16 protein-coding genes are annotated in these 15,871 nt (G+C 60.0%); 8 read left to right on the plus strand and 8 right to left on the minus strand.

The features are described from left to right. Positions 1-4: 4 nt before the first annotated feature. The 6 genes from argJ to ACFQY0_RS09240 all read left to right on the plus strand — a co-directional run bounded on the left by argJ (position 5) and on the right by ACFQY0_RS09240 (position 5,748). The gene (gene argJ / locus ACFQY0_RS09215; RefSeq protein WP_379711554.1) at positions 5-1,258 is read left to right on the plus strand and encodes a bifunctional glutamate N-acetyltransferase/amino-acid acetyltransferase ArgJ; all 1,254 of its coding nucleotides are present in this window, start codon (positions 5-7) and stop codon (positions 1,256-1,258) included. A gap of 142 nt (positions 1,259-1,400) precedes the next feature. Continuing rightward, entirely contained in the window at positions 1,401-2,027 is a 627-nt protein-coding gene (locus ACFQY0_RS09220; RefSeq protein ID WP_379711556.1) for a hypothetical protein, read from the plus strand. Next, entirely contained in the window at positions 2,024-2,323 is a 300-nt protein-coding gene (locus tag ACFQY0_RS09225; protein ID WP_379711558.1) for a transcriptional regulator, read from the plus strand. The genes ACFQY0_RS09220 and ACFQY0_RS09225 overlap by 4 nt, the downstream gene beginning before the upstream one ends. A gap of 165 nt (positions 2,324-2,488) precedes the next feature. Beyond that, the gene (locus ACFQY0_RS09230) at positions 2,489-3,427 is read left to right on the plus strand and encodes an endonuclease/exonuclease/phosphatase family protein (protein WP_379711560.1); all 939 of its coding nucleotides are present in this window, start codon (positions 2,489-2,491) and stop codon (positions 3,425-3,427) included. A 436-nt stretch (positions 3,428-3,863) separates the two neighbouring features. Further along, positions 3,864-4,760, plus strand: a complete 897-nt coding sequence (locus ACFQY0_RS09235) for a hypothetical protein (RefSeq protein ID WP_379711562.1) — start codon at positions 3,864-3,866, stop codon at positions 4,758-4,760. A gap of 34 nt (positions 4,761-4,794) precedes the next feature. Next, positions 4,795-5,748 (plus strand): hypothetical protein, encoded by a 954-nt coding sequence (locus tag ACFQY0_RS09240; RefSeq protein WP_379711564.1) that lies wholly within the window; start codon positions 4,795-4,797, stop codon positions 5,746-5,748. Between the two features lie 11 nt (positions 5,749-5,759). On the opposite strand, the gene alaS is transcribed toward ACFQY0_RS09240, so the two are convergent. The 6 genes from alaS to ACFQY0_RS09270 all read right to left on the minus strand — a co-directional run bounded on the left by alaS (position 5,760) and on the right by ACFQY0_RS09270 (position 13,432). Then, positions 5,760-8,588 carry an alanine--tRNA ligase gene (alaS, locus tag ACFQY0_RS09245; RefSeq protein WP_379711565.1) on the minus strand — a complete coding sequence of 943 codons (2,829 nt, stop codon included), beginning with the start codon at positions 8,586-8,588 and terminating at the stop codon, positions 5,760-5,762. Positions 8,589-8,682: 94 nt separating this feature from the next. After that, positions 8,683-10,071, minus strand: a complete 1,389-nt coding sequence (locus tag ACFQY0_RS09250) for an ATP-binding protein (protein WP_379711567.1) — start codon at positions 10,069-10,071, stop codon at positions 8,683-8,685. Continuing rightward, positions 10,068-10,736 carry a response regulator transcription factor gene (locus ACFQY0_RS09255; RefSeq protein WP_379711569.1) on the minus strand — a complete coding sequence of 223 codons (669 nt, stop codon included), beginning with the start codon at positions 10,734-10,736 and terminating at the stop codon, positions 10,068-10,070. Before ACFQY0_RS09255 ends, ACFQY0_RS09250 begins: the two co-directional genes overlap by 4 nt. Positions 10,737-10,817: 81 nt before the next feature. Then, positions 10,818-11,297 (minus strand): hypothetical protein, encoded by a 480-nt coding sequence (locus tag ACFQY0_RS09260; protein WP_379711571.1) that lies wholly within the window; start codon positions 11,295-11,297, stop codon positions 10,818-10,820. Between the two features lie 60 nt (positions 11,298-11,357). Then, a complete protein-coding gene (locus ACFQY0_RS09265; protein WP_379711573.1) occupies positions 11,358-12,374 on the minus strand; it encodes a DUF6910 family protein in 1,017 nt (338 codons plus the stop codon). A gap of 254 nt (positions 12,375-12,628) precedes the next feature. Continuing rightward, a complete protein-coding gene (locus ACFQY0_RS09270; protein ID WP_379711575.1) occupies positions 12,629-13,432 on the minus strand; it encodes a DUF1287 domain-containing protein in 804 nt (267 codons plus the stop codon). Positions 13,433-13,561: 129 nt separating this feature from the next. Between ACFQY0_RS09270 and ACFQY0_RS09275 the strand changes: the two genes are divergently transcribed. Both ACFQY0_RS09275 and ACFQY0_RS09280 read left to right on the plus strand, forming a co-directional pair. Beyond that, positions 13,562-14,182 (plus strand): DOMON domain-containing protein, encoded by a 621-nt coding sequence (locus tag ACFQY0_RS09275; RefSeq protein ID WP_379711577.1) that lies wholly within the window; start codon positions 13,562-13,564, stop codon positions 14,180-14,182. 9 nt (positions 14,183-14,191) lie between these two features. After that, the gene (locus ACFQY0_RS09280) at positions 14,192-15,142 is read left to right on the plus strand and encodes a glycosyltransferase family 9 protein (RefSeq protein ID WP_379711578.1); all 951 of its coding nucleotides are present in this window, start codon (positions 14,192-14,194) and stop codon (positions 15,140-15,142) included. On the opposite strand, the gene ACFQY0_RS09285 is transcribed toward ACFQY0_RS09280, so the two are convergent. Then, positions 15,129-15,587, minus strand: coding sequence for a DUF2017 family protein (locus tag ACFQY0_RS09285; RefSeq protein ID WP_379711580.1), 459 nt, complete (start codon positions 15,585-15,587; stop codon positions 15,129-15,131). The two genes, ACFQY0_RS09280 and ACFQY0_RS09285, sit on opposite strands and share 14 nt — an antisense overlap. A gap of 4 nt (positions 15,588-15,591) precedes the next feature. Further along, positions 15,592-15,870, minus strand: coding sequence for an ATP-dependent Clp protease adapter ClpS (clpS, locus tag ACFQY0_RS09290; protein ID WP_379711582.1), 279 nt, complete (start codon positions 15,868-15,870; stop codon positions 15,592-15,594). Position 15,871: the final 1 nt, after the last annotated feature.

Consider the following 15,871-nt stretch of genomic DNA (forward strand, 5'->3'; position numbering starts at 1 on the left):
TGTCATGGATTTCCCTATCACTCGTATCAAAGGAGGTGTCGGCGCACCCCGAGGATTCCGCACTGCCGCCATTTCCTGTGGAATCAAGAACCCGGCGCTCACCCGGCTCGATCTCGGACTGATCGTTTCCGATGAGCCCTGCACTTCCGCCGGCACCTTCACCACCAACCGGGTGAAGGCGGCACCCGTGCGACTCTGCCAAGCCCACCTGAGAAAGGGCAACCTGCGGGCGATCATCGCGAACTCCGGAAATGCCAATGCCTGCACCGGTGTGACTGGCATTTCTGATGCCCGCGCGATGGCGGATGGCGTGGCAAAGCCCCTGGGTCTGAAGCGCACCGAGATCGGCGTTTGCTCGACCGGCGTGATCGGCCTGCCGATGCCGATGGCGCGCATCGAGCCGAAATACGGCGAGCTGATCGACACGCTTGGCAGCAAGAAAGGCACTGATTTCGCGAAAGCCATCATCACCAGCGACACCCACCACAAGGAACTCGCGATCTCCTTTGACCTCGGCGGACATCGGGTGCGCTTGGGCGGCTGTGTGAAGGGCGCGGGGATGATTTGTCCGAGCATGGCGACGATGCTGTGCTTCATCACCACGGATGCGAACTGCCCGAAAGAATCGCTCCAGAAGGCTGCGCTGGAAGCGGTGGAGGAAAGCTTCAACCGCATCACCATCGATGGCGACATGAGCACCAACGACACGGTGCTGGTCCTCGCCAACGGTGCTTCCGGCATGCCACCCATGCGCCGCAACGGCCCGCGCTGCCGTCAGTTCCGGGAAGCCCTTGGCTGGCTGATGCTCGAGCTTGCGAAAATGATCGTCCGCGATGGCGAGCGCGTCACCAAGTTCGTCACCGTCAAGGTGAAGGGCGCGAAGACCTATCAGGACGCTAAAAAGGTCGCCGAAGCCGTCTGCAAATCCCAACTCGTCAAAGCATCGTGGAATGGTGGCGATCCGAACTGGGGTCGCGTGATTCATGCCGTGGGATACTCCCGGGCGCGGATCCGCGAAGAGCTCATCGATATCCTCTATGATGGCGTGCCCGCCTGCCTCGGAGGTCTCCAGGCCGACGCCCCGATGAACAAGCTGCGCGACATCGCCGCCAGGGACGCCTTCGAGATCGAGATCCACCTCAATCAGGGCAAGGCGGACTACGAGATGTATAGTAGCGACCTCTCGCCGGAATACATCGACTTCAACCGCTCCGAGTACGCCTACTGGAAACAAGCGCGTAAGGATGGGCTCGTTTGAAGACGGAAGACTTCGAGACAGAAGACGGAAGACTGGATTTTGCGCTCCGTTCCCTGCCCTGACTCAGGTCTTTTGTCCTAAAGTCTTCCGTCTTCTGTCTTCCGCCTTGCCCCCTGTCGCTTTGCATGACAAAGAAAGCGGCATGACGACTCATCAAGAAGCCGCCGACCAGCTCCGGGCCATCCGTACGATGATGGAGCGGGCGACGATTTTCCGCGCCTTATCCGGTGAAGCGGCCCTCATGGGTGGAGCGATTTCCATCGCGGCGGGCTGGATTTCCCAATCCAGGACCGGCTGGGCTTGGGGCACGGTTTGGCTTTCCGGGCTCGGCTTGGCCTTGATTTTCGGCATTTGGCAGCTTTTCCGCTCGGCCGCCGCCAACCAGAAGGTCGTCTGGTCTCACGGTCTCAAGGTCGCCCTGCGCGGGGCCCTTCCTTCGCTGATTGTCGGGGGGTTTCTCGGTCTGCTCTATTTGAAATACGGTCTCCCCGGCAACGAGAAGACCGCCGCCGCCGTCTGGATCCTCCACTACGGCCTCGCGCTGCTCGCGATCCGCGAGTTCGCACCGAAGTCCATGGCCTGGCTGGGCATCGCCTTCGTCCTCACCGGCATCGCCAGCTTCTCCGCCATGACCTTCGTCCAGGCTGCCACACCGATTCTCAACAAGCTCGGTGCCTCCGGACTGATGGCCGCCACTTTCGGCGGCTTTCACTTGCTCTATGGCGCTGCCATTGTCACCACCACCCGACGCGACGGCACGGGCGAATGATCGATTTCTCCAAACTCGACAAAACGATCCACGAGAAAGGGCGGCTCAGTATCATGACGCTGCTCGCTTCCCGCGCAGAGGCGTGGCCATTTCAAGACCTCAAGTCAGAGCTCGATATGAGCGATGGCAACCTCATCACCCACCTTCGCACGCTCAGCACCGCCGGCTACGTCGATTCAATCAAGATCACCGGTGATGGACGGCCACAAACGCAGTACTCTCTAACAGCTCCGGGTCGGAAAGCCTTCCTCGACTACCTCGCGATCCTCGAACAGATCCTCGATCTCGGAAAGTAGCTTCCGGAGCATCGACTTTGTTGTCGATGGACCTCCCCAGCGAATTACCGAGCAAGATTCTCCTACCTACAGCAAGCCAGCAAACCAAGTGAAGGCCCGGACCAGCCTACCCCGAAACGGTCCATCGACAATAAAGTCGATGCTCCAGACTCTCCGCAACGAGCCATGACCTCAGAAATCCTGGAGAAGCCCGAGTCCAAGCCGGGTTGGAAGAGCCGATTCAAATGCCTTGTTCGCTTCGGGCTGATTGCAGTCTTCTGCTCGTTCCTGCTCTCTCTAACAATCGGCGACTACTTCACTCTTACCGCGGTTTTCGTCTATGCCACCCCATGGCTGATCCGCCTGATGGTCGCCATCGCCGCCTTTGCGATCCTCCGGAAGCAACTGTGGTGGATGTCGGCGACCCTTCTCATCTCCGGTCTCCACGGGGGCCATCAATCTTACCGTCGGGGTGCAGCGATCAAGCATCACTCGGCAGGCAGCTTCACCATCGCTACCTGGAACGCCGGGCGCGAACTGGATGATCGGCCCAGTGAATGGCACTTCGAATCCGATGTCGTTGCCATCATTGAAAGCGGGCACTTCGACAAGCCTCAGTGGCGCAAGTTTCAAAAGTCCACGCCGGACTATCACTGGCTCCAATTTGAGAGTGGCACCATGCTCGGGGTGCGTGGAAAGCACGCCAAATTCGAGAGCCTTGGCGAGCACGACCTCTTCCGCTGCTTTCGGGTAAAGGTTACGATCGATCATTTCGATCCGTTCACGGTGGTGGTCGTCGACATGCGCTCGCAGCCATGGCTATCCCGCGAAGAGCCGATGCGGCGTATTTTTGCGGCGACGAAGCCCGGTGAGCCGACGATTATCCTCGGCGACTTCAACACCCCGCCGGATTCGCGCTGGATCCGGAAAGCTTCCTTTAAAAGGTGGTCACTGGCCAATCGTCGTCATGAGCAGGGCTTCGTTGAGACCTGGCCATTTGGCCTGCCGCTCCATTGCCTTGATCAGATCTGGGTCTCCGAAGAATTCAAGGTTCTCGATTGCAAGCAGGAGTCTCGCCCTTCTGACCATCGATTGGTGAAGGCGAGATTGTTGCCTAGCTCGTAGCGGTTGGAAATTCATCGCCAAAGGACATCAGATAGCCAGTCCGCGGCCTCTTTTCCTGCAGGGCTGTTAGAATGGGAAGCATCGCGAAGCGACGCTGGTCTTGCGCGCTTCATCCGTGGACTGAAAGCCCACGGCTAACAAGGAGACCCCCCGACCAGGCCCTCTCTCATCACGCTCCCGCCAGCACCACGTCCCCACAACTCACCCATTCTCAAAGATCGGAAAATCGCCTAGGGCGAAGCCTTTCACGCGCCCATCCACCATCCACCATCCTCCATCCACCATCCTCCATCCTCCATCCCCCATCCCCCATCCCCCATCACCGACGTTTTCCTTCTCCCTTTTCCCTTGCCACATTCACTTTGTTCTACAAAGCTCCAGCAACCCGACACCCTATCGGGCTTCTTTTGGATCAATCACTTTGCATTACAAAGCCATGGCTACCACTCTTTCGACAAGCTCCATTTCCTCATCGCAGAAGAAGGAAGTGCGTCGGGCGGCGGTGCTCGGGATGAGTCAGGAGACGCGGGATGCCTGGAGCCTATTGCTCCGGCGTCTTTCCGAAGGACCACTGACGCTCATGGGAGCGCCGGGGCCGAACCGCGTACTTCTGGACCGGGCCCGCCGTGCTGGTGCGCTTGAGAGCGGACTCGATGATCTTTCGGCTCCTACCCGCCGAATCGCCGTCCCCCTAACAGGAGCCTCAGCCCAGCAGCGGAAGCTCTGGAAGGAAGCCGGTCATGAGTTGATCGACCTCACCCTGCCAGCGGTCCGTCGCGCCCACGTGACCATAAATCTGCTCCGTGCCGAAGGCTGTCGGCTGGTGCTTGTCGGGCACCCAGGCGACCCGGAGTGTCAGGCGATCTGCGGTCACCTTCACGGCGTGGCGGTGATTGAGTCCGCCGATGAAGCCTTCGATCTGAGCTTCGCGCCGCACACCGGAGTGATTTTCCAAACCTCGATCTCCAGCCAGCGTGCCCGCACCATTGTCGAAGCGCTGCGCAGCCGCCACCGCGACAGCCGTCTGCAGGTGCTTGACACCCTTTCGCCCGCCGGGCTCCAGCGAGAACAGGCGCTGCGGAATCTCGCCCGCGAATCCGAGCTGCTGCTGATCATCGCCGATCCTGCCGATGCGAGTGGCCGTGCTCTTTACGAAACCGCCCGTTGGCTCGGTCGTCCGGCCCGCATCCTTCACCGTTTTGAGGATTTGGAGGTCGGGGAACTCAGCGGCTATCGCCAGATCGGGCTAAGCGCCGGGGAGTTCACGAGCGACGATGAGATTGATGCCGTAGAAATCGGCATCTTGCGTCATCTCCAGGGCAACTCTGGCTAAGATCGGGGGTTTGTGACACGTTAAAAACCAACCCATGAAGCGTTTCCTCGTTCTCACCTGTGCCCTCCTCAGCTCCAGCGCCTTTGCCCAAGGCCCACTCAGTGAGCCGGAGCGGGAAGCCCTCATCGACAAACTCAAAGCGCTTCGTGAAGCAGCGGTTTCCAACGTCAACACCAAGTTCAGCGCGGCGACGGCTGCCTTCAAAACCGGCATGGCCAGCAACAGTGCCGCCCTCGATCTCTATTTGAAGTGCGTCGAGAAAGTGAACTACGAGGAGAAGAATCGCAGCAGTCAGGACTTCCGTGAATGGAAACGGAGAAACCGCCAGATCGAGGATCCGGCCTTTGCCATGGCGCTGCGCCACCAGCTCAACTGGTTCTCGCTCACGCTGCGCGCCGCCGCCCATCCGGGCGATATCGACAAGCTGGCACCCGAGGCTTCGAAAATGATCGAGTCGCTGCTGATCACCGCCGAGGAAGTCGACTCCAAGTCGGCCCGCGACGAACTGCGCAAGCCCGTGACCAACACCATCTTTGCCCAGGCTTACGGACTCGGAGGCCTCAAAGTTGAAGGCTGGCCCATGACCCCCCTCCCCGTCTCCGAGGTTTACGAAAAGGTCATCCTGCCTCCCCTGCGCACGCCAAAAACGACCGAAGCCCTGCGTGCCGGGTGGATCAATCGAATCAAATGCGAGGACCTCACGATGATGCGCTGGAGCGGCGATGGAGATCGCGCTCAGAACGACCCGCTCTCGCCTCAATACGCAAAGTTCCTCGCTGAAACCAAGCCCCAGCTGATCTGGGAAATGGAAGTGGATGTCTTCAAGGCCGGCGATCAACGAGGTGCTGCTCTGCGAATGCTTGAGCACCTCGAAAACAACATCACCCACCACAAGGCCACCGAGTGGGAACGCACCTTCCGCGAGCTCGTCGACCCTCCGGAAAAGAAGGTCGCTGCCGATGCCACGCCGAATGGCGAACCCAGCTGATCGGACTTCGATCAGCTCACACCCAGCTTCAACCTCGCCGCAGCTTCCAGCTCTTCGAGTTTGTCGCGATCCGGTGCCGCGCCGCGGGCCATGTCGGGCTTGCCGCCGCCCTTTCCGCCGGCGATCGCCGCGAGTTCCCGCAGCAGGTCGCCAGCTTTCAGGCCACGGCCCAGAGCTGCCTCGCCGGCATAACATCCGAGGTGCAGCTTTTCACCGTCGTCGACAACCAGGAAGGCCGCCTCGGCAAACTGGTTCTTCTTCAAGCCATTGAGCAACTCCTGAAGCAGGGACCCATCGGACTCCACCGCCGTGACGATCGACTCGCCCTTTTCGATCAGAAGAGCCAGCGCCGCATCGGCCTGCTTCGCCGCGGATGATGCCTGCAACTTCTTGAAGCGCTTCTCGGCATTGATGACCGCTTCCTTCAGCTCCTCGAGCTTGCTGCGTGAGCGCTTGATCACCTCATTGATCTTTCGGACGTCGCGCTGCTGGACGAGGGCCTCGTAGATGATCCTCGGCAAGTCACCGACATCGACCGGCTCTTCCCCGAGCGAGTTCAGCTTGGCATTCGCCGCCGCGAGCTTGTCGCGCATCGTGACCGCCTCTTCTTCGATCGAAACCAGCAGCTCCCGGAGGAACTGCCAGGTGCGCTCGCCGGTCACCGCCTCGATGCGGCGCACGCCCGAGGCAATCGCTCCCTCGCTCTTGATCTTGAAAATGCCCACCGCGCGGGTGTTGCGAACGTGGGTGCCGCCACACAACTCCATGGCGTAGCCTGTTAGAGTGCCCGGCTCACCACCGATCTGCACGACGCGCACCTTTTCGCCGTACTTGTCGCCAAAGAACTGCATCACATCGCTGCGCTCCTTGACTTCGGCGTGCGGCACTTCCTTCCAGGAAACCGGCTCGTCAGCATTGATCTTTTCATTCACCAGCTCCTCCATCTCCTCGATCTGCCCGGGTGTGAGCGGGCCGCTGTTGAAATCGAAACGCAGGCGATCTTCATCGACCGCCGAACCCTGCTGGGTCGCATCCGAGGAAACCACTTCATGCAGTGCCCAGTGAAGCAAGTGGGTCGCCGTGTGGTTCGCCTCGATCGGCCGGCGGCGACGGTGGTCAACACGCAGTTTGACCGTGTCTCCCGCCTTCACCACCGCATCGGCAGGAATCGCATGGGCGCGTGCCGAGCCAATCTGCTGAACGGCGGACACATCATGGGCGAGGGCACCAATTACTAGAATGCCCGTATCTCCGGCCTGACCACCCATCTCGGCATAGAAGGTCGTCTGGTCCGTGATGACGAAAAGGGAGTCGTCCTGCGGGTGAACTTCGAGCACCAGCGCATCGACCTCATCGGCATCAAAGCCGATGAACTCGGTGACGGCATTGGTCGAAATGTCCAGAGCACGCACCACGGTCGACTTCTGGGCCGCACGCGCCCGATCGCGTTGCTGCTCCATGAGCTCCTCAAAGCGCTGCATGTTCACCCCGAGGCTCCGCTCGGCGCAGAGCAGCTCGGTGAGATCGACCGGGAAGCCGAAAGTATCGTAAAGCTCGAAAGCCACCTCGCCGGAAAGCGTGTGGTCCTTCACTTCGGAAAGCCCGTCTTCAAAGCGCTTCAGCCCGCGATCGAGCGTTTCATTGAAGCTCGCTTCCTCGCGCTCGAGCGTCACCCGCACCGCGGCTTCACGCGCCTTGAGCTCGGGAAAGACATCGCCCATTTGCTCGACAAGGGCTCCGGCGAGTGCGCCGAAGAAGGTTTTTTCACCGGAGAATCCAAGTTGGCGGCCGTATCTAACAGCCCGCCGCAGGATGCGCCGGAGCACGTAGTTGCGCCCGTTGTTGCCGGGAAGGATGCCGTCGGCGATCGAGAACGAAAGCGTGCGCAGGTGGTCGGCGATCACGCGGAAGGCGATCGCGGTCTTCATCTCGTCATCAAAGGCACTGCGGTCCGCACCGGGAGCCGGATAGACGTTCGCATACTTCTTTCCGCTCAGCTCCTCGAGCTTGCGGAAGATCGGTGTGAAGACGTCGGTCGCGTAGTTGCTCGGCTTGACCGAAAAGTCCGTGAAGCCCTTGGTGTTCTGAATGATCGAGCAGGCACGCTCAAAGCCCATGCCGGTATCGATGTGCTTTGCCGGAAGATCACGGAAGCTTCCGTCGGCTTCCGCATTGTACTGAATGAAAACGAGGTTCCAGATCTCGATGCACTCGTCCGAGTCGCCGTTGACGAACTGGCCATGCGAGTCGCCGTTCGGCGTGAGGTCGACGTGGAGTTCCGAGCACGGACCACATGGACCGGTTTCACCCATCATCCAGAAGTTGTCCTTGACGTTGCCATCGACGATGTGGACGCGCGGATCGAGGCCCTTGGAACGGAACAACTCCGCCCACAAGTCCCAGGCTTCCTGGTCGAATTCGCCCGGATCGCCCTTCGCTTTATCGGGTGCATAAACGGTCGCGTAGAGGCGGTCTGCCGGAAGTCCCCAGCGCTCGACGACGAGCTCCCAGGACCACTCGATGGCTTCCTTTTTGAAGTAGTCACCAAACGACCAGTTGCCGAGCATTTCGAACATCGTGTGGTGATAGGTGTCGTATCCGACATCCTCGAGGTCGTTGTGCTTGCCTCCTGCACGGATGCATTTCTGCGTATCGGCGGCGCGTGGCGGATCGAAGGGAGCCTTCTCGACACCGAGGAAATACGGCACGAAGGGATTCATCCCCGCATTGGTGAAAAGCAAACCTGGCGACTGCGGAAGCAGCGAGGCGGAAGGGACAATGGTGTGCTGTTTTTCTTTAAAGAAATCGAAGAAGCTTTGGCGGATCTCGGCGGAGGTCATGGGCGCGGGAAGTCGTTGAAGGCGAAAGGGGCGGGACATTGGGGAAATCCTGCCGTCGAGTAAAGCGCCTTGAACAGGCCATCGGCAGGAAGCTTCAGCCCGTATTTCGCCAAACGACTTTCATTTCCAGCCAATCGCCGGGACCGAGTGATGCCTGACAGTCGGCACCGAGAAGCGAGCAACTCGCTTGGACAATCGCCAGACCAAGCCCGCTGTGTCCGTAGCCCGCGCGCGCATGATCCTTCCGCCAGAAGCGTTCAAACAGGTGGTCGAGGTCGGATTTTTCCATACCCGGAGCAGGATTTCTGAGTGAAAATTCACGAACAGAGGCGACCAACTCCACCGTCGATCCCTCTGGCGCGTAGGCCACCGCATTGCCGAGCAGATTGCGCACGATTGTCTGCCAAAGCACCGGATCGGTGACAAATTCGCCGTCTTCGATGTCGGATTCGATGATGATCCCACGCTTTTCTGCCGAAGTTTCCAGGCGCTTGATCTCGGCGTGGAGGCAGCTTGCCAACTCGATTTTCCCGAACTCCACCGGCTGGCTCCCCGCATCGGCGCGCGCCAGCAGGGCCAGTTTGTCAAGCAAGGCCCCGAGCTCGGCACTCACTGCCACGATCCCGGCGTAATTTTCCGCATCCGCGCCACTCGCGTCCATGGCTCCAAGCTCTGCCAGGGCGCGCAGCTCGGCCAGCGGCGTGCGCAGCTCGTGGGCGGCGTGGCTGGTGAAGCGGCGCTCACGAGCGAAGGATTCCTCAAGTCGTGCGAGCCAGCCATTCAGCCCGACGGCCATCGGCTCGAGCTCCGGGGGCAGACCTGCCACATCCAGCCGCTGGTCCAACTCGTCCGAACGAATTTCGCGGATTTCGCCCGCCATTTTCTCGAGTGGCCGCAGACCGCTGCGCAGTCCAAAGCGGATCAGCGGAACCATCAACAGCAGCACCACCGCTCCGACAATCGAAAGAACCGTTCCTAGCAGCCTCAGCTGGACCTCCATTCCGCGAGTCGGACTCGCCACAATCAGATAGAGATCCTGGAATCGCTGTTTCGCATCGTCCTTCGGGTAAATACGTTGAACGTAGTAGCGAGCCGAACGGCCGTCACCCAGGGTCAGCTCGCCAATCCGGCCCGACTCGTCGTGCGGCTGCTCGATCTCCGCGAAACCCCGATCATTCGCGGCACTCCAGCCAAGTGACGGAGATCGGAGGAATGGTCCGCCATCCAGTCGTCGGATCTCGAAGTAGTCGTCGCCGCTTTTCCCGAATCCCGCAAAATCCTGAACCGTCAGATCGATCTCAAAGTCCCCATCGTCAATCTCCGAGGCGGTAATCAGCGCGCGAGCCTTGGCCGTCAGGGTCTCGTCGAATCGTGCGCGCAAGGCATCCTTCATTGCCAGAAAGACCCCGAAGCCGGCGACCGCAAATAGCAGCGCCACCGTCAGACAGAGCGAAGCGGTCAGGCGCCAACGGATCGAAATCATACCTCCAGAACATACCCCAGTCCGCGCCGGGTGTGAATCATCGGCTCGGTGCCGGGCGGGCAGATCTTCTTACGCAGGGCATACACGGCGGAATCCACCGCATTGCTCTGGGGACCATCCAGCTCTCCGTACAAGTGGCGCTCGATCTGTTCGCGGCTGAGCACTTGTCCCGGCCGGCGGGCAAGACACAGCAGAAGCGAAAACTCACGTGCAGTTAGATCGATCTTCGTGCCGTCGCGGCACACGGATTTCGCAGCGCTGTCGATCGTCAATGGTCCCACAGAAAGCGCCGGGTCCGGCTGGTCGTATCGTCGCCGGACCAGTGCCTCCAGGCGGGCCACCAACTCGGCGAGCGCGAAGGGCTTGGTCAGGTAATCATCCGCGCCAACACCAAGACCACGAACCTTTTCCTCGATGCCATCCATCGCTGTTAGAAGGAGAACCGGCGTGCGGATCTCGTCGCGACGCCAGCCACGCAGCACCTCAAGGCCATCCATGCCCGGCAGCATCCGATCGAGCACCACGGCATCATATTCGGCGGTGCGCCCCATCATATCTCCCTCGCTGCCATCTTCCGCCAAATCGACGGCATGTCCCATCTTCGACAAGGCTTTGCCAAGGGTGTCCCGCAATCGTGCGGCGTCCTCGATGATCAGGAGTTTCATGATGGGGATTGCAGGAAAGTCATAACAAGGCGGCCGGAGTCTGTCGAACTCCGGCCGCATCATCGTCCGACCCGCAATGGATCAGTCCTCCACTTCCTCCTTCTGGCTGAGAACCCGGCCATCTGCCGATAGGGTCACTTCAAGGTCCGGCTTGCCGTGGCGATCGAGTTCCACTTCGTAGGTCACGGTCTTTCCGGCGGTCTCACGATCGATGTCGTCGACTGATCCTTCGAGTCCGGAAATCGCCGTGCGGACCGCCTCAGGTACCTCCTTGAGAGCGACATCCTCGCGGGTTTTCAGGAGGTTTCCGTCACCCGATACATAGACCTTCAGATCCTTGTCACCCGGCAGTTCGACTTCGGCGATGTAGATCTCCTTGCCTTCCAGGGAGAGGAAGTCGATTTCATCAATCTTTCCCTCGCCGGAGTTCTGCCGGATGGTGGCTTGCACCGCGGTCGGACAATCATCGATCTTCACTTCCCGGGCTCCCAGAGTCCCTGCTCCCAATCCGGTGGCGAGCGTGAGAACGACGAGTGATTGTTTGATAGGCTTGTTTTTCATACGTGGAAACCTTGCCATGCCATGATGATGATAAGATGACGGGCGGAATGATTTTTTCACCTATCGATGCAATCTAACAGAAACCGGCATGCCACCCGGAAGGCTGTCGTAGAGGACCAGCAGGTCAATATGGGCGTCCGCGTCGTCAAGAACGAGGAGCCCTTCAGCCTTTCCCGGGTTTTCAGGAAGGGTGCCGATCATCTCGGGCGTGGGATTCAGGCCATCCCAGAACAGCAGATCGAATTGTTGATCGGGGCCCGGTGCCAGAGTTTCGGGAAATTTCTTGGTCGCTTCCGCGCTTGCATTTCCCGTCACAATCACGAATCCGCCCTTGACCGCCACCAACTCGCGAATGCCACGAGCCTTGCCAAGATCAATGCCGTGAACCTTGAGTTCGCGGGGTGTCCCGTCGAAGAGCTCGGATGCCTCCAGCTCAATCACGAACGCCCGACCATTCTTGTTAGGCGAGCGCAGACCGAAGTAGAGCGTCTCGCCCACGCAGGTGAGCCCTTCGATATTCAGGCCGTTCTGTTGCAACGGTTGGTTGAGGTGAGCGGCGAGTTGCGGCGTGGTCTGCAGCCATGGCAGCAAACTTGAGCGACGGATTTCACCGGGTTTCACTTCTTTACTTTGGGAGTCGACTCCCAGACGATGCACCGCATGTCGCTCGGGATCGACGTCCCCCTTTTTTTTGCTGACCCCGTGGGATCCGACGACGAAGTAGGCCTGACTTTCAGGCGAATAGCAGACACCCTCGATATCGATTTCGGCCTTTTCCCTGTCGCCGCTGACGATCGGCAGCGCAATCGGACGACGTGATTCGATTCTTTGCTTCCCGTAGTCGATCACCCCGGGTTGAACATAGAACGATTCGTCGCTGCCAATCAGGCAATGCTCCCGATTTGCCGCGGCGATCCCGCTCAGATCGAGCGAGTTCTCGAACCCGGCACAGTACCATTTTCCCGAGAGGTTTTCCATTCGCCAGCGAGAGGGCTCCATGTCGGCTCGACACGCCAACGAAGTCAGTGTGGAGAGGATTAGCGGGGAAAGAATGCGGGAAGCAAGGAAGGATGCCATGAGTTCGGACGTTTCGGACAAGCCAGGCTGCCACTGGAAGATGATCCCAAGATGATGCTCTCCAAGAAAACCGCGAGGGGGCAAAATCGATCCGATTCCCCCGGATCAAGCTGTATCCGGAGGACGTCTCGGCGGGATAAAACCACCGTCCGCGATCCTGCGAATCAGCGCAGAGTCACTTCGACCTGCAATGGCCCGATCCGCAACCTATCGCCAACCAAGTGTTGAACCGCGGCCGGAAAGGCCGGATTTCTTCAGCTCTGCGGCTTTGCTTTCTCAGCCTTCTTGCCGAAAAAGCGGTAATGCCCGGTGATCTTGGAATCAAACAAGCAGTTCTCCCAGACCGGACCCGCATCGCGATTGTGAACCACCCATGGTTCGGCACGCCGGTCGCCAGGACCTGGAACGATGATGCCAATGTGGCTACGCCCACCGGGAAGACGCCATGCGACCACATCACCCGGGAGATAGTCGGCGGCGACGCGACTCGGCAATTCCTGGCCCGAGTCATCCGCGACGGAAATTTCAGCCCCCATCCGGCGGAAGAAACGCTGCAAATTCGGCGTCAGACGGTGATCGATGTTCGCGTCGGCTGTCTTGCGGCTGAAAATCTGCGGGTACTCGGAAAAGTGCTCCGACATGTCCTCGTGGACCAATGTCTGGAGGTCGATGCCGAGAGCGGCGCGGTAGGAACGAACCAGCAGGTCTTCCGCCCGGCCCTTGTCCAAAGGAATGTCGCCATTCGGGTAGGGAATCGCGTAGTAGGCGTCCTCGTAGCTGACCTGTGCCTGAGCCCGCTGAAGCGCCGCAGCGGCAAGGCGCTCGCCCGGATTTGCGGACGGCTGGAGCTCTGAAATCAGCGCAACCGCGCGTTCAGATGTCGGCGTAACCTGCTGAGCCTGAGCGACCCAGATATCTTTTCCGAAAAAGTAAGCGGCGCCCGCTGCAATCAACAAAACCACCCACCCGCCGAGGAAATTCGGCCGCTTCTGTGGCTTCACCGGACGCGGTCCGATGTATTCGATGGTGTCGAGGCGATTGGATGAGCGACGTGGCATGTCTTGCTGGGAACCATAGAAACACTTCCGGTTAACGAAGGCAATGGAAGACTTCAGCTTTGCAAGGTCCAGCCATCGGGAAACCCAATGCTAGACCCTCCGCCGAGGAGCGGCTATTTCCCTGCCGCGATGCACCTTTTCCGATCCAAACAGCCCCTTGAATGGGGAGCGCTCGATCTTCCGCTCCTGGGAATCTCCACCGACTGGGAGAAAAAGGCCATCGACTCCCCGGCAGCCTGGAGTCTCGCCACCGACGAGGAGCGACTCTGGTTCATCGCCTCTCACGGGAAGCCCGCCAAGCTCCATCCCGAATCCCGGCCCGGAAAATTTCTGCCCGAGCTCTGGACGTACGATGTCGCCGAGCTCTTCCTCGCCGATCCGGGGAGCGGGCGCTACCTCGAGATCAATCTCGCGCCCAATGCCAGCTGGTGGAGCTGCGATTTCGCCGGTCCCCGTCAGCGGGCATCGGCGGATGGGGAGGCGATTCCTGAAGTCACCACCCATGCCGAGCTTGATCCAGGCGGCGGATGGGTCGCCGCGATGTCAATCCCGCTGGACCTGCTTCGTGCCCGCATCGACTTCGGAGAGAGCACCCGCGCCAACGTCTGCTTCATCCTCAACTCACCGAATCAGCGCTTTCTAACAGCGAGCGAGCTGGGAGGTGAAATTCCCGACTTTCATCAACCCGAGCGATTTCCGAAGCTGACATTCGTCGATGCCGACTTGCCGGGCCTTCCTGGAAGGGACTAGTCTATGAGCGTGCCTGATTCCTCTTCCAGCGTGGCAAACGCCGAGCCCCTGCTCATTGCAGCGCCTCTCCTTTGGAAGGATGCCTGCTTCTCGCTCCCAGCTGTTAGATCGCTTGCAGCTGCGGGCAATCCGATCAGCATCCTGTGTCCGGAAGCTCAGCGAAAGTTCTGGGAGGCGGCGGGTTTCGATGCCCTGACCTGCTATCCCGCCGGTGCCTCGGCCCGAGCCATCGCATCTTTGATCAATCACTCTCCGCGGGCGCTGTTGTGGGAAGCCGGGCCGGCCGCCGACGCCTGCGCCAAGGCAGGCGTCAGGGAACGGATGGGACTGCCGTCTGCCAAGCTCGCCAAGCGCCTGACAAACACCCTGGAGCGCAAGGTGAAGCCCGGCCCGACGGAGCACGAGGTCACGCGCTTTCTTGAGATCGCCAAGCTGCTCGATGCCCAACCCATGAAGTCGGAGCACTTCGCACCCATCCCCTGTGAGAAGGGCAACGCCTCGCTGCTGGTGGTCCCCGAATCGGATTATCCCGCCATTTACGAATGGCCCCGCGATCGCTGGATCGAGCTTATTCAGCGGCTGAAAGGGCAGGGGAGCCGACCCATCATCGGCATTCTCGGAAGTAGCGGCGCCGCTCAGGAGATCGCCACTCAGAGCGGTTGCGAAACCATCGCGCTCGATCTCGCCGATCCACGAAGTTTCGCCAGCCACGAGCGTATTCTCGCCGCCGATGGATCGCTTCCGCACATCGCCGCGGCCTTTGGTACGACGTGTGCCGTACTTTACGGGCCGGCCGACCCCGAGCTGAGCCGGCCACTCGGAAAGCAGCATCTGATCATTCGCAGGAAGGTCGAATGCTCGCCCTGCTTCCTTCGCAAGTGCCCGATCGACCTGCGCTGCCAGATGGATCTTGATATCGACCGGGTGATGCAGCGCTTCTCGACGCTCAGTCCCGCATGAGGCACTCCAGCAGCATGCTTTGTAGCAGCTGATAGAACTGGTTGCGAAACCAGGCCGTGCGCCTTCCCGGCGACATCCTATCGGGATTCTCGCCATCGAAATGATAGCGGTCCTCAAGGGCGAGCCGCGCCTGATTCAGGGCACCATACCAGGTTTCCGCATCCTCCTTAACGATGAAGATCGTCCCGGGAGTCTCGGCATCAAGGCCGACCAGCACCTGCTCGATGTAATCGAGCTGCTCATTGAAGCCCTGCTTCAGATCCGGCAGCACGAACTCCTCCCAATCGCACGTCGAGGCTTCGTCGCCCAGATAGTCGCCAAGCCGTTCGGCCAAATCTCCGTCGACCGCCCGCGCATCATGGGAAATCGACTGCATGACCATGCGGTCCAGCTTGGACTCGATATCGATGCGGATTCTACCGTCAAGCGTGGGTGCGGCCTTCATTTTGCTACTCGCTGCTCCTCTCCATCGAGGTCTTCAATTGATAGCCCTGAAGCTGCTGGGTGTAGAGTTCGGCCCTCTCCTTCGCACCCGTCCAGACAATCGACCTGCCCGCCTGATGAACTTCCATCATCAGCTTGGTTGCACGGATTTGGGAGTATCCGAAGACCTTGACGAAAACCCAGGTCACGTAATCCATCAGATTCACCGGGTCATCATGCACCACCACATTCCAAGGCACGTCGAGCGACGTGGCTTCGAGGGTGGCGGATTGGGTATCAGACATG

Source organism: Haloferula chungangensis (assembly GCF_042664875.1).
In the GTDB taxonomy this organism is placed as follows: domain Bacteria; phylum Verrucomicrobiota; class Verrucomicrobiia; order Verrucomicrobiales; family Akkermansiaceae; genus Haloferula; species Haloferula chungangensis.

Coding starts and splice junctions, on each gene's coding strand:
- alaS (WP_379711565.1), bottom strand. CDS start 8,588: ATGACCTCCGCCGAGATCCGCCAAAGCTTCTTCGATTTCTTTAAAGAA.
- ACFQY0_RS09235 (WP_379711562.1), top strand. CDS start 3,864: ATGGCTACCACTCTTTCGACAAGCTCCATTTCCTCATCGCAGAAGAAG.
- ACFQY0_RS09230 (WP_379711560.1), top strand. CDS start 2,489: ATGACCTCAGAAATCCTGGAGAAGCCCGAGTCCAAGCCGGGTTGGAAG.
- ACFQY0_RS09225 (WP_379711558.1), top strand. CDS start 2,024: ATGATCGATTTCTCCAAACTCGACAAAACGATCCACGAGAAAGGGCGG.
- ACFQY0_RS09220 (WP_379711556.1), top strand. CDS start 1,401: ATGACGACTCATCAAGAAGCCGCCGACCAGCTCCGGGCCATCCGTACG.
- clpS (WP_379711582.1), bottom strand. CDS start 15,870: ATGTCTGATACCCAATCCGCCACCCTCGAAGCCACGTCGCTCGACGTG.
- ACFQY0_RS09265 (WP_379711573.1), bottom strand. CDS start 12,374: ATGGCATCCTTCCTTGCTTCCCGCATTCTTTCCCCGCTAATCCTCTCC.
- ACFQY0_RS09255 (WP_379711569.1), bottom strand. CDS start 10,736: ATGAAACTCCTGATCATCGAGGACGCCGCACGATTGCGGGACACCCTT.
- ACFQY0_RS09275 (WP_379711577.1), top strand. CDS start 13,562: ATGCACCTTTTCCGATCCAAACAGCCCCTTGAATGGGGAGCGCTCGAT.
- argJ (WP_379711554.1), top strand. CDS start 5: ATGGATTTCCCTATCACTCGTATCAAAGGAGGTGTCGGCGCACCCCGA.
- ACFQY0_RS09285 (WP_379711580.1), bottom strand. CDS start 15,587: ATGAAGGCCGCACCCACGCTTGACGGTAGAATCCGCATCGATATCGAG.
- ACFQY0_RS09240 (WP_379711564.1), top strand. CDS start 4,795: ATGAAGCGTTTCCTCGTTCTCACCTGTGCCCTCCTCAGCTCCAGCGCC.
- ACFQY0_RS09250 (WP_379711567.1), bottom strand. CDS start 10,071: ATGATTTCGATCCGTTGGCGCCTGACCGCTTCGCTCTGTCTGACGGTG.
- ACFQY0_RS09270 (WP_379711575.1), bottom strand. CDS start 13,432: ATGCCACGTCGCTCATCCAATCGCCTCGACACCATCGAATACATCGGA.
- ACFQY0_RS09260 (WP_379711571.1), bottom strand. CDS start 11,297: ATGAAAAACAAGCCTATCAAACAATCACTCGTCGTTCTCACGCTCGCC.